This is a genomic window from Streptomyces sp. NPDC058653 (genome assembly GCF_042716895.1).
Lineage (GTDB): Bacteria > Actinomycetota > Actinomycetes > Streptomycetales > Streptomycetaceae > Streptomyces.
The window spans coordinates 161,539-178,773 of the sequence record NZ_JBHXRM010000011.1 but is presented as its reverse complement, the minus strand read 5'-3'; the positions used below and the strand labels follow the sequence as shown (position 1 = coordinate 178,773).

14 protein-coding genes and 2 pseudogenes are annotated in these 17,235 nt (G+C 71.2%); 9 read left to right on the top strand and 7 right to left on the bottom strand.

The window, feature by feature from the left end:
- Positions 1 to 12 precede the first annotated feature (12 nt).
- Both dnaJ and ACFWU9_RS12855 read left to right on the top strand, forming a co-directional pair.
- Complete coding sequence (gene dnaJ / locus ACFWU9_RS12860; RefSeq protein WP_384317261.1) at positions 13 to 1,218, top strand: molecular chaperone DnaJ; 1,206 nt, start codon at positions 13 to 15, stop codon at positions 1,216 to 1,218.
- A 5-nt stretch (positions 1,219 to 1,223) separates the two neighbouring features.
- On the top strand, positions 1,224 to 1,700 hold the full coding sequence (locus tag ACFWU9_RS12855) for a heat shock protein transcriptional repressor HspR (RefSeq protein WP_189111065.1): 477 nt from the start codon (positions 1,224 to 1,226) through the stop codon (positions 1,698 to 1,700).
- A gap of 79 nt (positions 1,701 to 1,779) precedes the next feature.
- On the opposite strand, the gene ACFWU9_RS12850 is transcribed toward ACFWU9_RS12855, so the two are convergent.
- The gene (locus ACFWU9_RS12850) at positions 1,780 to 2,769 is read right to left on the bottom strand and encodes a LuxR C-terminal-related transcriptional regulator (RefSeq protein WP_384317306.1); all 990 of its coding nucleotides are present in this window, start codon (positions 2,767 to 2,769) and stop codon (positions 1,780 to 1,782) included.
- 82 nt (positions 2,770 to 2,851) lie between these two features.
- Positions 2,852 to 3,835, bottom strand: coding sequence for a helix-turn-helix transcriptional regulator (locus ACFWU9_RS12845; RefSeq protein WP_384317259.1), 984 nt, complete (start codon positions 3,833 to 3,835; stop codon positions 2,852 to 2,854).
- Between the two features lie 292 nt (positions 3,836 to 4,127).
- Here ACFWU9_RS12845 and ACFWU9_RS12840 point away from each other — a divergent pair, with 292 nt between their 5' ends.
- Positions 4,128 to 4,448 (top strand): hypothetical protein, encoded by a 321-nt coding sequence (locus ACFWU9_RS12840; RefSeq protein ID WP_023539836.1) that lies wholly within the window; start codon positions 4,128 to 4,130, stop codon positions 4,446 to 4,448.
- Between the two features lie 155 nt (positions 4,449 to 4,603).
- Here ACFWU9_RS12840 and ACFWU9_RS12835 read toward each other — a convergent pair whose 3' ends face one another.
- Positions 4,604 to 5,008, bottom strand: a complete 405-nt coding sequence (locus ACFWU9_RS12835) for a pyridoxamine 5'-phosphate oxidase family protein (RefSeq protein WP_384317256.1) — start codon at positions 5,006 to 5,008, stop codon at positions 4,604 to 4,606.
- A gap of 167 nt (positions 5,009 to 5,175) precedes the next feature.
- Between ACFWU9_RS12835 and clpB the strand changes: the two are divergent.
- Both clpB and ACFWU9_RS12825 read left to right on the top strand, forming a co-directional pair.
- Positions 5,176 to 7,770: pseudogene (gene clpB, locus ACFWU9_RS12830) on the top strand (ATP-dependent chaperone ClpB); the annotation flags it as partial.
- A gap of 262 nt (positions 7,771 to 8,032) precedes the next feature.
- Entirely contained in the window at positions 8,033 to 8,608 is a 576-nt protein-coding gene (locus ACFWU9_RS12825; RefSeq protein WP_384317254.1) for a YbjN domain-containing protein, read from the top strand.
- Positions 8,609 to 8,638: 30 nt separating this feature from the next.
- Here the strand turns inward: ACFWU9_RS12825 and ACFWU9_RS12820 are convergent, their stop codons facing one another.
- Positions 8,639 to 9,751 carry a hypothetical protein gene (locus ACFWU9_RS12820; protein WP_384317303.1) on the bottom strand — a complete coding sequence of 371 codons (1,113 nt, stop codon included), beginning with the start codon at positions 9,749 to 9,751 and terminating at the stop codon, positions 8,639 to 8,641.
- Positions 9,752 to 10,153: 402 nt separating this feature from the next.
- Positions 10,154 to 10,825, bottom strand: a complete 672-nt coding sequence (locus ACFWU9_RS12815) for a hypothetical protein (RefSeq protein ID WP_384317252.1) — start codon at positions 10,823 to 10,825, stop codon at positions 10,154 to 10,156.
- Between the two features lie 177 nt (positions 10,826 to 11,002).
- On the opposite strand from ACFWU9_RS12815, the gene ACFWU9_RS12810 reads away from it, so the two are divergent.
- The 4 genes and pseudogenes from ACFWU9_RS12810 to ACFWU9_RS12795 form a co-directional block, all read left to right on the top strand.
- A complete protein-coding gene (locus ACFWU9_RS12810) occupies positions 11,003 to 12,238 on the top strand; it encodes a HupE/UreJ family protein (RefSeq protein ID WP_384317249.1) in 1,236 nt (411 codons plus the stop codon).
- Positions 12,239 to 12,378: 140 nt separating this feature from the next.
- On the top strand, positions 12,379 to 14,355 hold the full coding sequence (locus ACFWU9_RS12805; protein ID WP_384317246.1) for a fibronectin type III domain-containing protein: 1,977 nt from the start codon (positions 12,379 to 12,381) through the stop codon (positions 14,353 to 14,355).
- A 74-nt stretch (positions 14,356 to 14,429) separates the two neighbouring features.
- Positions 14,430 to 15,605, top strand: coding sequence for a WxL protein peptidoglycan domain-containing protein (locus tag ACFWU9_RS12800; RefSeq protein ID WP_384317244.1), 1,176 nt, complete (start codon positions 14,430 to 14,432; stop codon positions 15,603 to 15,605).
- 104 nt (positions 15,606 to 15,709) lie between these two features.
- Positions 15,710 to 15,787: pseudogene (locus ACFWU9_RS12795) on the top strand (type II toxin-antitoxin system PemK/MazF family toxin); the annotation flags it as partial.
- Positions 15,788 to 15,847: 60 nt separating this feature from the next.
- Here the strand turns inward: ACFWU9_RS12795 and ACFWU9_RS12790 are convergent.
- Together ACFWU9_RS12790 and ACFWU9_RS12785 are read right to left on the bottom strand one after the other, a co-directional pair.
- Entirely contained in the window at positions 15,848 to 16,732 is an 885-nt protein-coding gene (locus ACFWU9_RS12790) for a hypothetical protein (protein ID WP_384317242.1), read from the bottom strand.
- A 28-nt stretch (positions 16,733 to 16,760) separates the two neighbouring features.
- Positions 16,761 to 17,213 (bottom strand): hypothetical protein, encoded by a 453-nt coding sequence (locus ACFWU9_RS12785; protein WP_384317239.1) that lies wholly within the window; start codon positions 17,211 to 17,213, stop codon positions 16,761 to 16,763.
- Between the last annotated feature and the right edge of the window lie 22 nt (positions 17,214 to 17,235).

Here is a 17,235-nt window from a genome sequence, read left to right as displayed (position 1 = left end):
GGACGTCGGGAAATGAGTACCAAGGACTTCGTGGAGAAGGACTACTACAAGGTTCTCGGCGTCCCCAAGGACGCCACCGAAGCAGAGATCAAGAAGGCGTACCGGAAGCTCGCCCGCGAGTTCCATCCGGACGCCAACAAGGGTGACGTCAAGGCCGAGGAGCGCTTCAAGGAGATCTCCGAGGCCAACGACGTGCTCGGCGACCCCAAGCGGCGCAAGGAGTACGACGAGGCGCGCTCGCTCTTCGGCAACGGGGGCGGCTTCCGGGCCGGCCCCGGGGCCGGTGGCGGGTCCTTCAACTTCGACCTGGGCGACCTCTTCGGAGGCGGCCCCCAGGGCGGCGGCGGAGGGCCCCAGGGCCAGGGCGGCGCGGGCGGCTTCGGCGGCGGGCTCGGGGACGTGTTCGGCGGCCTCTTCAACCGGGGCGGCGCCGGTACGGGCACGCGTACGCAGCCGCGCAGGGGCCAGGACATCGAGTCCGAGGTGACGCTCAGCTTCACCGAGGCGGTCGACGGGGCCACGGTCCCGCTGCGGATGTCCAGCCAGGCGCCCTGCAAGGCGTGTTCGGGCACCGGCGACAAGAACGGCTCGCCGCGGGTCTGCCCGACCTGCGTCGGCACCGGACAGGTGTCGCGCGGCACGGGCGGCGGCTTCTCGCTGACCGACCCGTGCGTGGACTGCAAGGGCCGTGGGCTGATCGCCCAGGACCCCTGCGAGGTCTGCAAGGGCAGCGGCCGGGCCAAGTCCTCGCGGACCATGCAGGTCCGCATCCCGCCGGGCGTCAGCGACAACCAGCGGATCCGGCTGCGCGGCAAGGGCGCGCCCGGTGAGCGCGGCGGTCCGGCCGGTGATCTGTACGTGGTGGTCCACGTCGGGTCGCACCCGGTCTTCGGCCGCAGGGACGACAACCTCACCGTCACGGTGCCGGTCACCTTCGTGGAGGCGACCCTCGGCGGCGAGGTCAAGGTCCCGACGCTGGGCGGGCCGCCGGTGACCCTGAAACTGCCCGCGGGCACGCCCAACGGCCGTACGATGCGCGCCCGGGGGAAGGGTGCCGTCCGTAAGGACGGCACGCGCGGCGACCTCCTCGTCACCGTCGAGGTGGCCGTTCCCAAGGATCTCGGCGCCGAGGCCCGTGAAGCGCTGGAGAGTTACCGGAAGGCGACCGCGGGGGAGAACCCGCGGGACGAGCTGTTCCAGGCAGCGAAGGGAGCGTGACTCCAATGGACGGGGTCGGGCGGCGTCGACCGCACTCATCGTTCAACCCGGCCTTCGAACTGACCGAAGAGTCGCCGGTGTACGTCATCTCGGTGGCGGCCCAGCTGTCGGGTCTGCACCCGCAGACCCTGCGCCAGTACGACCGGCTGGGCCTCGTCTCGCCGGACCGTACGGCGGGCCGAGGCAGGCGTTACTCGGCGCGCGACATCGAACTGCTCCGCCAGGTGCAGCAGTTGTCGCAGGACGAGGGCATCAACCTGGCCGGCATCAAGCGCATCATCGAGCTGGAGAACCAGGTCGCGGCGCTCCAGGCGCGCGTCGCCGAACTGGGCGCGGCGGTGGACGGCGCTGCTGCGGCGATGCGCCAGCGCGAGGCCCAGGTCCACGCGTCGTACCGCCGGGACCTGGTGCCCTACCAGGACGTGCAGCAGACGAGCGCGCTGGTGGTGTGGCGGCCGAAGCCGAAGCTGTCGTCGGACTAGCTTCCGGAGCTTGACGGAGGGCCTGTTCGGCCCCGGGACATTTCCGGGGCCGAACAGGCCCTCCTCGCGCGAGCGCGGTTCAGGGGCGGGTGTTCGTCCGGGGCTCGGCCAGGCCCGACTGGACCAGAAGGGCGCCCAGGTGGGTGCGGCTGGAGGCGTTGAGGGCCTGCATGAGTTTGGCTATGTGGGAGCGGCAGGTGCGGACGCTGATGCCCATCCTGCGGGCCACGACCTCGTCGGTGGTGCCCTCCACGAGGAGGCGGGCGATGCTCTGCTGGACCGGGGTGACCGGCGCGTCCGGTGAGGTGGGCGGGCGTTCCGTCATCGGCGTGGCCTGGGCCCACAGGACCTCGTAGACCTGCACCAGGTAGGTGATCAGGGCGGGGTGCCGGATCTCCAGGGCCGTGCGGCGGTCGGCGCTGGCGGGGATGAACGCCACCGCGCGGTCGACGATCACCAGCCGCTCGACGGTCTGCTCGACCGTGCGGACCTCCAGCCGGTCGGCCGGGACCTGCGCCAGGTACTCCTTGATGTGCGGGCTGTAGCGCGCCGGGTGCTGGTACAGGTGCCGCAGACGGGCCCCGCGTTCGATGGCGGCCAGGGAGCGGTCCAGCCCGGCCATCATGAGCGTGCGCTCCCTGCTGAACCCCGGCTGGACCGTCAGGATCTCCTTCGTCGCCGCCCTGGCGGCCTCCCCGACCTTCGCGTCGATCAGTACGCGCCCGTCGAGCACGGTCAGCGAGAGGCCCGGGTCCTCGGCGACCACGGCGCTCAGGGGCGCGAGGGAGTTGACCAGGGAGGTGGTCAGCTGCACGCGCTCGTGGATCTCACGCGTGATGGGCTGGAGGAGATGCGCCAGAGCCGCGGACGGCAGCACCGGGCACATCCACGCGGCGTCCAGCGGGTCGGGGTACAGCAGCGCCATGTCGAGCAGACAGGGTGCCGGCGCGAGGGCGGCGCGAGCGATCCGCCCGCCGCGCAGCGCCTCGGTGTAGAGACCGACGGCCGTCTCGCACAGTTCCCGTTCGCCGTGGGGATGATGCGTCTGGTTCTCTCCGGTTTCGCCTATTTCGGCACCCTCCGCTTTCTGCAATGCAGCAAGATGACGGTGGTGCGACTCTAGCTGGTGGAGGAGGGTTGCCGAGGAGTGCTCAGTGGTCGTGGTCCAGGATTCCCGACTGGGCGATGAGGTAGCCGAGTTGGGCCCGGCTGCCACTGCCCAGGGTGGTGCTCAGCTTGGCGATGTGGGCGCGGCAGGTACGGACGTTCATACCGAGCCGGCGTGCGATGGCCTCGTCGACGTGCCCGTCGATCAGGAGTTTGGCGATGGAGCGCTGGATGCTGGTGATGCCGTCGATCTCCGGGGCGTACGACAACTGCTCGTCCCAGGGGGTGCCGTGGAGCCAGAACTGCTCGAAGACGCCGACGAGATACTGCACGAGCCCCTCGTGGCGCAGCTCCAGGGCGATCCTGCGGTCGCTGCGCGCGGGCACGAAGGCCACTTTGCGGTCGACGATGATGAGGCGCTCGATGATCTCCTCAAGGGTGCGGACCTCCACCCCGTGCGGCGCGACCAGTTCCACGTAGGCGAGCGTCGCGGGGTGGTGACGGGCCGTGTGCTGGTAGAGGGTCCGCATCTTGACGCCGTTGTCTATCAAGGGCCGGACCCTGCGCAGGGCCTCCTCCTGGGCGCCCGGCTTCCGTCCGCTGCCGGGCTGGACGGTGAGCAGTTCCTCGGTGCACTCCGCGGTGACGCGGTCCAGGGTGGAGTTGATGAGGCTCAGCCCCTCCAGCACGGTGATCGCGTGCGTGGCCGAGGGGTCCATGGCGGTGAGCGTCATGAACGGCTCGAAGGTCTCCGCGAGCGACATGGCGAGCTGCCGCCGCTCCTGGATCTCCCGCTCGAGGGGATGCGTGAGCTGATTGAGCGCGATCGACGGGGATACGGGACGGAGCCACTGGGCATCGTCCGGGTCCGGGCGCAGGAGCGCCAGGGCGAGCAGGCAGGGCGCGCCCTCCACCTCGGACCGGGACAGCCGGCCGGAACGTAGAGCTGCCGCGTAGAGATTTTTGCCGGCTTCGCATAGTTCGCCAGGCCCATGCCTATGTCCGTCAATTCCCTGACTTGACTGCATTTGACACCCCCTCAGGGTCCTGAATTACAGGAACATGATGCCTGTGCTCGCTGGTGGAAGCGTTCGACGTGGGCCATCGTCTTAGTCGCGGGGGGAGGATAGTGATCAGAATGGGGTGGAGATCGTCCATGAAGAGGATGGCTCGCGCGTTTTGCGTACTTGCTTTTGCGGTGGCCGTGACGGGTTCGCTCGTCGCGGGTGGCACCCCCTCGGCGGACAGTTCGTCTGTGTCCGCCGTCCAGGCTCTGCCGAGTGATCCCTCCTGGGACAGCGCACCGGTGGACTTGGGCGCATGACTGTCCCGCCGGACGACAGGGTCTTTCGGCGAGAGATGGCTTCGGCCTACCGGTCGGGATGGCACTTCATCGATCTCGTCACGGCGATCCCTCACCGTGGTGACTCGTTGATGGTCACGCTGTTCGGAGAGCCCGTGGTCGTCGTCCGCGAGGAGGACGAGGACGTCCGTGCCTACCGGTGTCTGAGGAAGCCTCGGGGGGCGCCGCAGCCCGTACGCTGCGCGATTCGGTACGACATGATTTTCGTAAACCTCGACCAGCGTGACCACCAGCTGGTCGAACCACAGACCATTTCCGCCACCCCCCGCAGTGCCTGAGCGATTCCCCCGTCGTAGTAGATCGCTCGGGCGCTTCCCCCACACAGCGGCGCCATCGTGGACCTGAAACGCGATGGCGCCGCTGTGCTGCCCGCGTGCGGGCCGGCCGTCGCTGTGCCGCGCGCCGCGGGAAGGCGGCGTTCGCGGGGCGCGGATCATCCTCTGCCGAGCGTGCGGTCGACGGCGATCTCGATGACGACCCGGTCCGGGTTCGGTTTCGGCGTGCGCTCGTAGCGGGCCGCGTAACGGCCTACCGCGTCCGCGACCCGGTCGGCCTCCGTCCGTACCGTCGCGAGGCCCTCCAGCGTCGCCCAGCGGCGTTTGTGGACCTGGCAGACCGCCACCCGCGCCCCGTCCGGGCCCGCCGCGAGGATGTTGGCGACCTTCGTGGAGTTCTTGCCGGTGATGACACGTGCCAGTCCGGTCTCCGGCTCGTACGTCACACCCACCGGCACCACATGCGGTGTGCCGTCCGGCCGGAGCGTGGTCAGGGTGCACAGGTGGCGCTCCCGCCAGAAGGCGAGATAGTCGGCGTCGGGATCGCGTACGTCTTGGGTCATGCCGGAAGAATAGGCGCGTATTGGCCTCCGGGGCGCGGGTCGGGGGCAGTTGCTCGGTGGGTGGACGTACCCCGATCCGGCTTGAGTGGAATAGACTCAACTTTACGTACGTTGGGTGGGTCAGGTTCTTTGGGGACGGGCCCCGCGCCGAGGAGGAGAGACCGCACGTGGACGCCGCGCTGACGAACAAGAGCAAAGACGCCATGCACGCCGCCACCGAGCGCGCGGAGTCGGCGGGCCATGCCGACCTGACGCCCGCGCACCTGCTGCTGGCGCTGTTCGGCGGCGAGGACAACGAGAACGTCACCGATCTGCTCGTCGAGGTCGAGGCCGACCAGGCCGAACTGCGCTCCGGGGCGGACCGGCTGCTGGCCGCCCAGCCCAGCGTGCGAGGCTCGACCGTCGCGCCCCCGGTGCCCGACCGCGCGCTGCTCGCCGTCGTCGGCGACGCGGCGAAGCGGGCGAGGAAGCTGGGCGACGAGTACGTCTCGACGGAGCATCTGCTCATCGGGATCGCGGCGGAGGGCGGCAGGACCGGAGAACTGCTGACGAGGCAGGGCGCCGACGCGAAGAAGTTGCAGGCCGCTTTCGAGAAGGCAAGGGGGGGACGCCGGGTGACCACACCCGACCCGGAGAGCCAGTACAAGGCTCTGGAGAAGTTCGGTACCGACTTCACGGCCGCCGCGCGTGCGGGCAAGCTCGACCCGGTCATCGGCCGGGACCAGGAGATCCGCCGTGTGGTGCAGGTGCTGTCGCGCCGTACGAAGAACAATCCCGTACTGATCGGCGAGCCCGGCGTCGGCAAGACGGCCGTCGTGGAAGGGCTCGCGCAGCGCATCGTCAAGGGCGACGTGCCGGAGTCCCTGAAGAACAAGAAGCTGGTCTCGCTGGACCTGGGCGCGATGGTCGCGGGCGCCAAGTACCGCGGCGAGTTCGAGGAGCGGCTGAAGACCGTCCTGTCCGAGATCAAGGACAGCGACGGGCAGATCATCACCTTCATCGACGAGCTGCACACCGTCGTGGGCGCGGGCGCCGGCGGCGACTCCGCCATGGACGCGGGCAACATGCTCAAGCCCATGCTGGCCCGCGGCGAGCTGCGCATGGTGGGCGCCACGACCCTGGACGAGTACCGCGAGCGCATCGAGAAGGACGCCGCGCTGGAGAGGCGCTTCCAGCAGGTCCTGATCGCGGAGCCGAACGTCGAGGACACGATCGCGATCCTGCGCGGTCTCAAGGGCCGGTACGAGGCGCACCACAAGGTGCAGATCGCGGACGCGGCGCTGGTGGCCGCCGCCGCGCTCTCCGACCGCTACATCACCTCCCGCTTCCTGCCCGACAAGGCCATCGACCTCGTGGACGAGGCCGCGTCCCGCCTCCGTATGGAGATCGACTCCAAGCCGGTCGAGATCGACGAGCGGCAGCGGACGATCGACCGCCTCCGTATGGAGGAGCTCGCGCTGAAGAGCGAGTCGGACGCCGCGTCCAAGCAGCGGCTGGAGAAGCTGCGCCGCGACCTCGCCGACCGCGAGGAGGAGCTGCGCGGGCTGGAGGCGCGCTGGGAGAAGGAGAAGCAGGGTCTCAACCGCGTCGGTGACCTGAAGAAGAAGCTGGACGAACTGCTCTCCCAGCTGGAGCGGGCGCAGGACGCCACCGACCAGCAGGACCTCGTGACCGCGTCCAAGCTGCGGCACGCCGAGATCCCGGCCGTGGAGAAGGAGCTGGCCGCGGCCACGATGGCGGAGGCGGAGGCGGGGACCGCCCAGGACACCATGGTCAAGGACGAGGTCGGTGAGGACGACATCGCCGACGTCGTCGGGTCGTGGACCGGGATTCCGGCCGGGCGGCTGCTGGAGGGGGAGACACGCAAGCTCCTCCGTATGGAGGCGGAGCTGGGCCGCCGGCTGATCGGCCAGACCGAGGCGGTCGAGGCGGTCTCGGACGCGGTACGGCGCACCCGCGCGGGCATCGCGGACCCGGACCGGCCCACCGGCTCGTTCCTCTTCCTCGGACCGACCGGTGTCGGCAAGACCGAACTGGCCAAGGCGCTGGCGGACTTCCTCTTCGACGACGAGCGGGCCATGGTCCGCATCGACATGAGCGAGTACGGCGAGAAGCACTCGGTGGCCAGGCTCGTCGGGGCGCCGCCCGGCTACATCGGCTACGAGGAGGGCGGCCAGCTCACCGAGGCCGTCCGCCGCAGGCCGTACAGCGTCATCCTGCTGGACGAGGTCGAGAAGGCGCACCCGGAGGTCTTCGACGTACTGCTCCAAGTCCTCGACGACGGCCGGCTCACCGACGGCCAGGGGCGGACGGTGGACTTCCGCAACACCATCCTGGTCCTCACCTCGAACCTCGGCAGTCAGTATCTGGTCGACCCGATCCCCTCGGCGGAGACGAAGAAGCAGCAGGTCCTGGAGGCCGTACGGGCGTCCTTCAAGCCGGAGTTCCTCAACCGGCTGGACGATCTCGTGGTCTTCTCGGCCCTCTCCAAGGACGAGCTGGCCCGGATCGCCGACCTCCAGATCGCTCTGCTCGCCGCGCGGCTGGCGGACCGCCGGCTGACCCTCGACATCACGCCCGACGCGCTGGCCTGGCTCGCCGACAAGGGGAACGACCCCGCGTACGGGGCACGGCCGCTGCGCCGGCTGATCCAGACGGCGATCGGCGACCGGCTGGCGAAGGAGATCCTCGCGGGCGAGGTCGTGGACGGCGACACGGTACGGGTCGACCGCGCGGGCGACGGGCTGATCGTGGGGCCGGCGCCGCGCGTGCGGGAGCCGGAGGCCGGGGACGGCGCGGAGGGCCCTGCGGAGGCCGGCGCTGGGCCGGGCGCGGGGGCGCCTTCTTTGGAGAAGACGCCGTAGGGCCGCCCGGTCCGGTCCGACCCGGGGTCCGTCACCGTGCCGGTGGCGGACCCCGTCGGGGCTTCCGCCGGATTGTCGACGGGGTGCGCGGTTGCCACAGGGGGATCGCGGCTAGGGTCGTTGTCAGACAACGGCATGCCTTCCTCAGGAGAATCCAGCGATGACTATCGACCCGTCCTCGATTCCGAACTTCGGGGCCCAGCCCCAACCGCAGGCTGCGGGACCGGCGGGCCCTGTCGTCCCCGACCAGGATCTGGTCAAGCAGCTCCTGGACCAGATGGAGCTGAAGTACGTCGTCGACGACGAGGGTGACCTCGCGGCGCCGTGGGAGGATTTCCGTACGTACTTCATGTTCCGTGGCGAGGACGACCAGCAGGTCTTCTCGGTACGGACCTTCTACGACCGGCCGCACGCCATCGAGGACAAGCCCAAGATCCTCGAAGCGATCGACGACTGGAACCGCCGCACGCTGTGGCCCAAGGTCTACAGCCACGTGCACGAGGAGGAGGACGGCCCCACGACCGTCCGGCTCATCGGCGAGGCCCAGATGCTGATCGGTACCGGCGTCAGCCTGGAGCACTTCGTGTCGTCGACCGTCAGCTGGGTGCGGGCGTCGATCGAGTTCGACAAGTGGCTCGTGGAGACCTTCGGGCTGACGCCGACCGAGGACAAGTCGGCCGAGGGTCAGCCGGCCGAGGGCCAGGCGGCCGAGCAGAAGCCGGCCGACGAGGCCTGACGGCCGGGGCCGGCGGACACCGGCCCGGCGCTACAGCGGCGGTGGAGCCAGCGTCAGCAGGTACGTCCCGTAGCAGCACGACAGCCCGGCGAGGGCCGCGATCACCACGATCGCCGCTCTCGGCCGGGCTTTCGCGAGCGCGCACGCCGCCGGGAGCAGCAGCGGGAACGCGGGCAGCAGGAAGCGCGGCTTGGACTCGAAGAAGCCCGCGCCGCCGACCGTGATCAGCAGCAGGACGCCGGTGTACACCAGCACCGGCAGCGGCGGCCGGGTCTCCCGGTCCACGACGAGCAGCGCGAAGAGGAGCACCGCCGCGCCGACGAGGAGCGCGGTCGCAGTGGTGGCGAGCTCGGCGGGGCGGAGCACGATGTCCCGTACGGTGCGCAGGGCGTCGACGCCGAAGTCGAAGCGGGAGCGCCAGCCGCGCTGTACGGCGAAGTAGCCGGCGAGCGGATCGCCGGTGCGCACGCCCACCCAGAGCACATAGCCGCCCCAGCCGAGCGGCGCGACGATCGCCCCCGCCCAGAGCCGGCCGGGCGCGTCCCCCCGGCGCCTCCACAGCTCGTACGCCGCCGCGACACACACCGCCGCGGCGACGGCGACCCCGTTCGGCCGCGCGAGGCCCGCGAGGGCCGCCAGCGAACCCGCCCACAGCCAGCGGCCGGTGAGCACCGCGTACAGGGAGAGGGCGGCGCAGGCGGTGAGCAGCGGTTCCGTGTACGCGATGGAGAACACGACCGAGTGCGGCAGCAGCCCCCACAGCAGTACGAGGACGGTCGCGGCGGTCCGGCCGTGCAGGCGTTCGCCGAGCAGATGGATGCCGAAGGCGGCGACCGCGGCGGCGGCCCAGGAGATCAGCAGCGCCGCGGTGCCGCCGCCGACCGGGAGCACGGTGGTGGCGGCGCGGACGAGACCGGGGTACAGCGGGAAGAACGCCAGGTCGCTGTGGACGGCGCCGTCCGCGAAGTGGAGCGTGTGGCCGTAGCCCTCGGCGGCGATCCGGGTGTACCAGGTGGAGTCCCAGCTCCGGGTGAGGAGTTGGCCCGGGGAGCGGCCGATGTGCTCGGCCCACAGGCAGACGACGAGCAGCCCGGTGAGGCGCGCGGCGGCGAACAGCCCGAGCGCGGGGGCGGCGCGGCGCAGGGCCGCGACGAGGCGGGGAGCGCGGGGAGTGCGAGGGGCGTGAGGGGCATGAGGGGCGTGAGCGTCGTGAGAGGTGACGACGGCCGTGGAGGTGCGGGCGGGCGGTGGGGCCGGGGACTTCGCGGCGGTGCCGGCGGTGCCGGGGGCGTCTTGGGCGTCGACGGTGTCGAGCGTGTCGGCGGACAGGGGGCACCTCCGGGCGCGCGTGACGGGTCGGACCGACCTTCCGTCGCGCGTGCGGAGCGCGCGACCGGGGCCCGGCCGACCGGGTACGAAGGGGCGCCGTACGGGGTGCGCGGGGGGAGCGGCGGCGTGTCGGCGTGACAGGGAGCGGGTGGTGCGGGCCGCGCGGTCGCCCGCCTCGTCCCGGGGGCCCACGGCGATCCGCCGGACCGCGCCGCTCTAGAGCTTGTCGAGCCAGATCACTATTCCGGTCAGGTCGTTGAGCACCGCCGCCGTGCCCGCCCTGATGGCCGCCGCGCAGCGCTCGGGGGTGAACGAGTCGGGGTCGTACGTGGAGGAGGCGCCGAGCCCCTCGCCGCGGAAGGACGCGCCCGACCAGTCGACCGCCGTGACGTTGTCGGTCGGCTCGGCCAGCTCCGCCCCCACCACGAGGAACCGCTGTGCCAGATGGTTGGGCGTGATGGTGGCGAGGGGGTCGACGAGGTCGTTGCCCGCGCTGACGATGAGGTCGGGGCGCATCTCCATGGCCCGGGTGATGCCGGGTATGAGGTCGTGCGCGTTCTCGGCGGCGACCGTCCTGAGATCGACGTGCTCCTCCCGGCCCCACTCCTCGACGGCCTTCACCAGCGCCTTGGTCGGACGGTCGTCCCCCGCGGTGACCAGTACGACGCGGTAGCCCTCGGACGGGTGGACCCCCGCCCAGGAGCCGGGCCGCGGCGTCGCGGTGGCCTCGGGGGCGAGTGAGGCGGAGGGGTCGACGAACCCCCGGCCGAGCGTGCCGACGGCGGTGGGTTCAGGGTGCGGCCGTGACCAGTCGTCGCCGGAGCTGCATCCGGTGACCAGCGCGGCTGCCGCGGCCAGTGCGGCGGCGGCCCTAAGCGGGGAGCGCAAGGCGATCTTCCTCCGAGTGATGAGGGACGGTGCGCCTACATCCTGCTATCCCGGCTTCTGCCTCCATACATGCGCAGGTGTCTTCATCGTGGTTGTTTCTGCGTTCTTCGCCGATCGGCCGGGCCGTGTTCACCGGTGACGTACACCGTGCACTGGCAACCTGAAGGAGCCAGCCACATGTCACGACACCTCCGCCGCGCCCTGCTCGTGATCACCGCCGCGGTGATCGCTCTCCTGGGCCTCGGTCCGTCGGCGCAGGCCCACGGATTCACCTCGACCGTCTACGCCGACGTCACCTCGGGCGAGGACGGTCATATACGGACCCGACTCCAGCTCGAATACGACCTGTTCATCGTCTCCGCCGCCGACGCGGAGGGCGACGATCCCCTCTTCCGGACCGGGACCGCCGCGTTCGAGTCCGGTGACACCGCCGCACAGGGCGAGGCGCTCAACAGCCACGCGACGTCGGCCCTCTCCTACGTCACCGAGCGCTTCTCGGTCGGCGCGGACGGCGCCGACTGCACACCGGCCCGCGTCGGCGACTTCACGATGGGGCGCCAGGAGGGCGTGCCGTACGCGGTCCTGTTGCTCGACTGGTCCTGTCCCGAGGGGGGCGGGGACCCCGAGGTGCGCAGCGAGTTGTTCCCCGACGCCGAGACCTATGTCAGCGGCACCAAGACGATCGTCACGTACGAGATCGACGGCCGCTCGGGCAGCGCCGCGCTGGACGCCGGGCATCCGTCCTTCTCGCTGGGGCAGGCGTGGTACGAGCGGTTCTGGGAGTTCTTCCGGCTGGGCGCCGAGCATCTGCTGGGCGGGATCGACCACATCCTGTTCCTGCTCGCGCTCATCGCCGGGTCGCGGCGGCTGCGCGAGATCGTGCTCGCGGCGACCAGTTTCACCCTGGCGCACTCGGTGACGTTCATGCTCGCCGCCCTCGGTCTGGTCGACGTGCCGTCGAGCGTCGTCGAGCCGGTCATCGCGCTGTCGATCGCGGTGGTGGCCGGGTGGTACCTCTGGCAGATCCGCCCGGGCGGCGGCCGGACCGCCGGCCTCGACCCGGTCCCCGGCCCCGGCCCTGACGGTACGGCGGCACGCGGTCGTCTCGGTCTGGACCGGGCGGGCAGGCTGCGCCTCGGTGTCGTGTTCTGCTTCGGCCTGGTGCACGGCCTGGGCTTCGCGGGCGCGCTGGGCATCGACGAGGCGTTCTCCTGGACCCTGCTCTGGTCGCTCCTGGTCTTCAACGTCGGGATCGAGGCCGTGCAGTTGGCCATCATCGCCCTGGTCTTCCCGCTGCTGACCGTGCTGCGGCGCCGTGCGCCGACCGCGGGTCTCTGGGCGACCGCGGTGATCTCCGCGGGTGTGTGCGTGATGGGGCTGGTGTGGTTCACCCAGCGGCTGTTCGGGCTCTGATCCCGGGAGCCGGTCGCCAGGTGAGCCCTGGAAGTCAAGAGTTCAACTGACTCGTGAGTCGCAGCCGTCTCCGGTTCACCAACGCCCACGAAGTTATGGATGCCCAATACATCCACCCATGTGGGTAAAAGGAACGCAAAATGACACTCAGACCATCTGCGCGGGCCTCCCGGCCCGCGCGACGCCGCGTCGCCACAGGCGCCGCGGCGGCATTCCTCGGCCTGGCCGTGGCCCTCGGCGGAGGCATGACGTCCCCCGCCGGTGCCGCCGAGCCGGCCGGCCTCACCGGCATCGTCCTCGGTGTCGGCGCCAACGAGTCCCAGCGCACGGTGACCTGGTACTCCTCCACCGACACCGCGCAGAAGCTCCAGGTCGCCCCGACCGCGGAGCTCGTCAACGGCGAGTTCCCGGCCGGCGCCGCCACCTTCGACGCCATGGGCGCGGCGAACATCGCCACGAGCGGCGGCTTCAACCGCCACGCCACGATCACCGGCCTCAAGGAGCACACGGGGTACTCGTACCGCGTGGGCACCGAGGGCAACTGGTCCTCGACGTACGCCTTCAAGACGCAGGACTTCGAGGGCGACTACGACTTCCTGTTCTACGGCGACCCGCAGATCGGCTCGTCCGGCGATCTGGCGAAGGACCAGGCCGGCTGGCAGGACACCGTGGACGTCTCGCTGGCGGCCAACCCCGACGCCGAACTGCTGGTGTCGGGCGGTGACCAGGTCGAGACCGCGAACAACGAGTCGCAGTGGAGCGCCTTCCTCGCGCCCGACAAGCTGCGTCAGTACCCGTGGGCGGCCACCATCGGCAACCACGACGTCGGCGGCAAGGCGTACGAGCAGCACTTCACCACCCCGAACACGGACCGCTCGGCGCCGTACTACTCCAACGGCAACCCGGCGTCCAACACCTCCGGCGGTGACTACTGGTACATCTACAAGGATGTGCTGTTCATCGACCTCAACAGCAACAGCTACGCCACCTCCCAGGGCGGCGGCGGTGACGCGGCGCACCTCGACTACGTCACCGACGTCATCAACAAGCACGGCGCGGAGGCCAAGTGGAAGGTACTCACCTACCACCACTCGATCTACTCGCCGGCCGCCCACGCACAGGACAGCGACAACAAGGTCCGCCGCGTGGACTTCCCGACCACCTTCTCCAAGCTCGGCGTCGACCTGGTGCTCCAGGGCCACGACCACAGCTACTCACGCAGCTACCTGAACAAGAACGGCCAGAAGGAGAACCCGGACGAGCAGCCCGGCGCCTCCGACGTGTACCCCGGCCCCGGCGGCGTCCTGTACGTGACGGGCAACTCCGCGTCGGGCTCGAAGTACTACGACATCACCAAGCCGGACAGCAGCGGTACGAGCGGCGCCGGCAACGGTGCGGACCCGCTGAACCCGGACAGCTACTGGTACAACTCCGTCCAGAACCAGGAGCACGTCCGCACCTACGTCAAGGTCCAGGTGCGCGACGACAAGCTCGTCGTGGAGAACGTCCGCAGCGGCACCTGTGCCGCTCCGAACGCCGCGGTCGAGAAGGGCAGCTGGTGCGAGAACACCGCTGAGGGCCAGCCGGTCGGCTCGCTCGTCGACAAGGTCACGGTCCACCCGTACCACGGCGAGGGCCAGGACCTCCAGGTCAACGTACCCGACGTCGCTCCGGGCGAGTTCGGCTGGACGATCGACGGCTACAACGGGCTGGTGGACCTCGGCACCGCCAAGGAGACCAACGGCACCCACTTCGAGGCGAACGGCAAGATCAACCCCATCGCCGTCTCGGACAGCCGCCGTTCGCTCGCGCCCTGGTCGATCTCGGCCAACGTGGGTGACTTCAAGGACGCCGGCAAGACGTTCTCCGGCTCCTACCTCGGCTGGACGCCGCGCGTGCTCGTGAACGGCGCGGGGTCGAAGGCGGGCGCGAAGGTTGCCTCCGGCTACGACGATCAGGGCAAGGGACTGTCCGTCTCGCGCGGCCTCGGTTCGGCCGAGCAGGGCCATGCCCGCGGTACGGCCAAGCTGGGCGCCGACCTGGGGCTGAAGATCCCGGACAGCGTCGAGAAGGGCGGCTACCGCGCCACTCTCACGATCACCGCGCTGAGCAGCTGATCCGACCCGTTCCACCGGCGGGGCAGGCGCCTTCGGGTGATCTGCCCCGCCTCCCGTTCCAGGAGAGACCCACCATGCCCACGCCCGTAACGCGCCGGAGGAACGGCGTCGCCGCCTCCCTCCGCACCGCCCTCCTCCCTGCCGGCGCCCCCCGTGCCGGCACCCCCCGTGCCGTCGCCCGGCGAATCGCCGCTCGTCGAACCGCCCTCCGCCGGACCGTCGCCGCCCTGCCGCTGCTCATGGCCTTCGCGATCGCCGGCCTCGGCGCCGGCCCCGCGCGGGCCGCCGACGGCGACGTCACCTGGACGGTCAGGACGGCCGCGAACGGGTACGGGGACGACCGGTCCAGCTACAGCTACACCGTCAACCCCGGCGGCCAGGTCAAGGACGCCATGGTCGTCGCCAACCGCAGCGACTCCCCGCTCGAACTCACCGTCTACGCGGCCGACGGCTACACCACCGGCACCGGCCAACTCGACCTGCTCACCAAGGACAAGAAGTCCGTCGGCATCGGCGTCTGGACCCACGCGGCCCGCGACAGCGTCCTGATCAAGCCCGGCAAGACCGCCGAGGTCCCCTTCACGGTCGAGGTCCCGGCCAATGCCACGCCCGGCGACTACGTGGGCGGGGTTCTCACCTCCCTCAAGCAGGCCGACGACGCGGCGGGCATCAACGTCGACCGGCGCCTCGGCATCCGCGTCAAGCTCCGCGTCAGCGGCGAGCTGAAGCCGAGGCTGGCGGTCGAGGACCTGCGCGTCGACTACGACGGCTCCCTCGTCCCGTTCGCCAAGGGGGACGCGACGGTCACCTACACGATCCACAACACCGGCAACGCCCTGCTGTCCGCCCGGCAGTCGGTATCGGTCTCCGGCCCGTTCGGCCGGCTGCGGGCCGAGGCGGGCGACATTGCCCCGCCGCCGGACCTGCTCCCGGACGAGACCTGGAAGATGAAGGTGCCCGTCCACGGCGTGACGCCCGGATTCGGCCTGACGGCGACCGCGACCCTCACCCCCCTGCTCATCGACGCCTCCGGCTCCACCACCGCGCTCAAGCCGGTCGAGGCCACGGCACACGGCTGGGCCGTCCCCTGGACGCTGCTGCTGATCGTCGTCGTCCTGGTGGCGGCGCTCGTCGGCGCGTTCCTGCTCCGCCGCCGCGCCCGCGCACGCCGCAAGGAACGTGAGGACGCGCGCGTACTGAACGCCGTCGAGGAGGCACTGCGGGAGAAGGAGCGCAGCGGGCAGAGCTGACGGACGCTCGGGTACGCCGTGGTGCAGTCGGGCCCGGCCAGGCTCCCGGACGACGACTCGCCGTCGGGCGCCGGCGCGTCGGGCGTGACGCGGTCGGGCGAGGGAACGACGGGTGCGGCAAGGACCGGCCCGTCCTTGTCGTGGCCCGCGAAGCGGGCGGGACCCTGCTCGCGGCGCCGATGCCGGACGCGGACCCCACGGCGGCGGTGGCGTCGGCGTGCCGTGGGCCCCGCGGGCATGCCCTAGTCCGCCTTGCGGAAGATCTCCGACAGGCCCTCGCCGGTCTCCGGCGACAACAGGCCCGTGGCGTCCGGTGGTTGCAGGCCCACCAGGACCGCCAGGTCACGGGCGTGGACGTCGACCGCCGCCTCCATCAGTGAGGCCAGTGACTCCACCGCCTCGCGGGCCCGGGCGCGGGCCAGTGCCGCGCAGCCCAGGGCGATCACGGCGGCCGGCCACCACCAGGCGGCGACGACGAGGTAGCCGGCCGACCAGGCGCCGAGACGTGCCGCCGTCGCGAGGCCGAGGCGGGCGGACTCGATCTGGCGCTGGGCCGGTTCGGCGAGGATCAGCCAGAGCCGGGGCCAGACGGCCGCGAGGTCGATGCCGTACGCCGCGTGGACCCGGGCGGCGGTCGCCGCCAGCCGGTCGCCGTACCAGGAGGGGCGGCCCGGCGGGACCAGGGCGATACGGTCCCGGGCCCGGGTGAGGCGTTCGATCTCCGCCGCAGGGGTGGCCGGGTCGCGGATCGCCTCGGTCCGTTCGCCGTCCAGGCGCCGCCAGGCCGTGTGCCGTCCGCGCTGGAGCCGGCGCCCGAGGGGGAAGCGGCTCTCGCGCATCCAGAAGTTCTCGATCCCGGTCCCGACGAACTGCGCGGCCAGCGACAGCGCCGAGGACAGCAGCAGGAGCGCCGCCACGGCGACCGCCGCCGTGCCCGTACGGTCCAGGACCGGCCGCGCGGTCAGGTCGTCGAGCGCCGCGCGCAGCCGGTCGATGTCGTGCCAGTGGCTGTGCCCGAGGGTCGTGCCGGCGGCCACGACTCCCAGGAAGAGCGCGCCGGGCAGCACGAGGAGGTTGAGCCAGCGCTCGGTGAGTTTGGTGCCGAGCGTGACCAGGAGCGGGTTCACCGGCGCGCGCGCCTTCGTGGGGTCGCGCTCACGCCGTCGGGTCCCGGCGCAGGCGCTCCTTGCGCATCCGTACGCCGTTGAGCGCGCACGGCGGCGCGGGCCACAGGTCCTTGGCGGGCTCACGGCGTGTGCAGGGCGCCGTACCCGGGCAGAGCGCGACCTTGATCATCGGGCGGACGCCGGGGACGTCGGGGCGGGACCCAATCCCCGGAACCGAGCCCGCGCCCACCCGGAGGGCGCCGCCCAGGCCGCGCGGGTCGCCCGCCCGGAGCAGCGCCTCGTCCAACTCCCGCAACGCCTGCTGGAGTTGCCCGGGATCGGCGGTCGTGCCGGGGGCGAGCAGTCCTCTGGCCCGCTCGGTGGCCGCCGCGACGTCCTCGTCCGTGCGCCAGAGGCCGTCCCGCTGTGCGAGGAGTGCGCAGAGGGCCGCGACGGAATCGGCGTGTCGACGCTCCTCGTACGCCCTGTCTGATGCGGTCATGGCGTCAAGTGTGCCTCGGGCG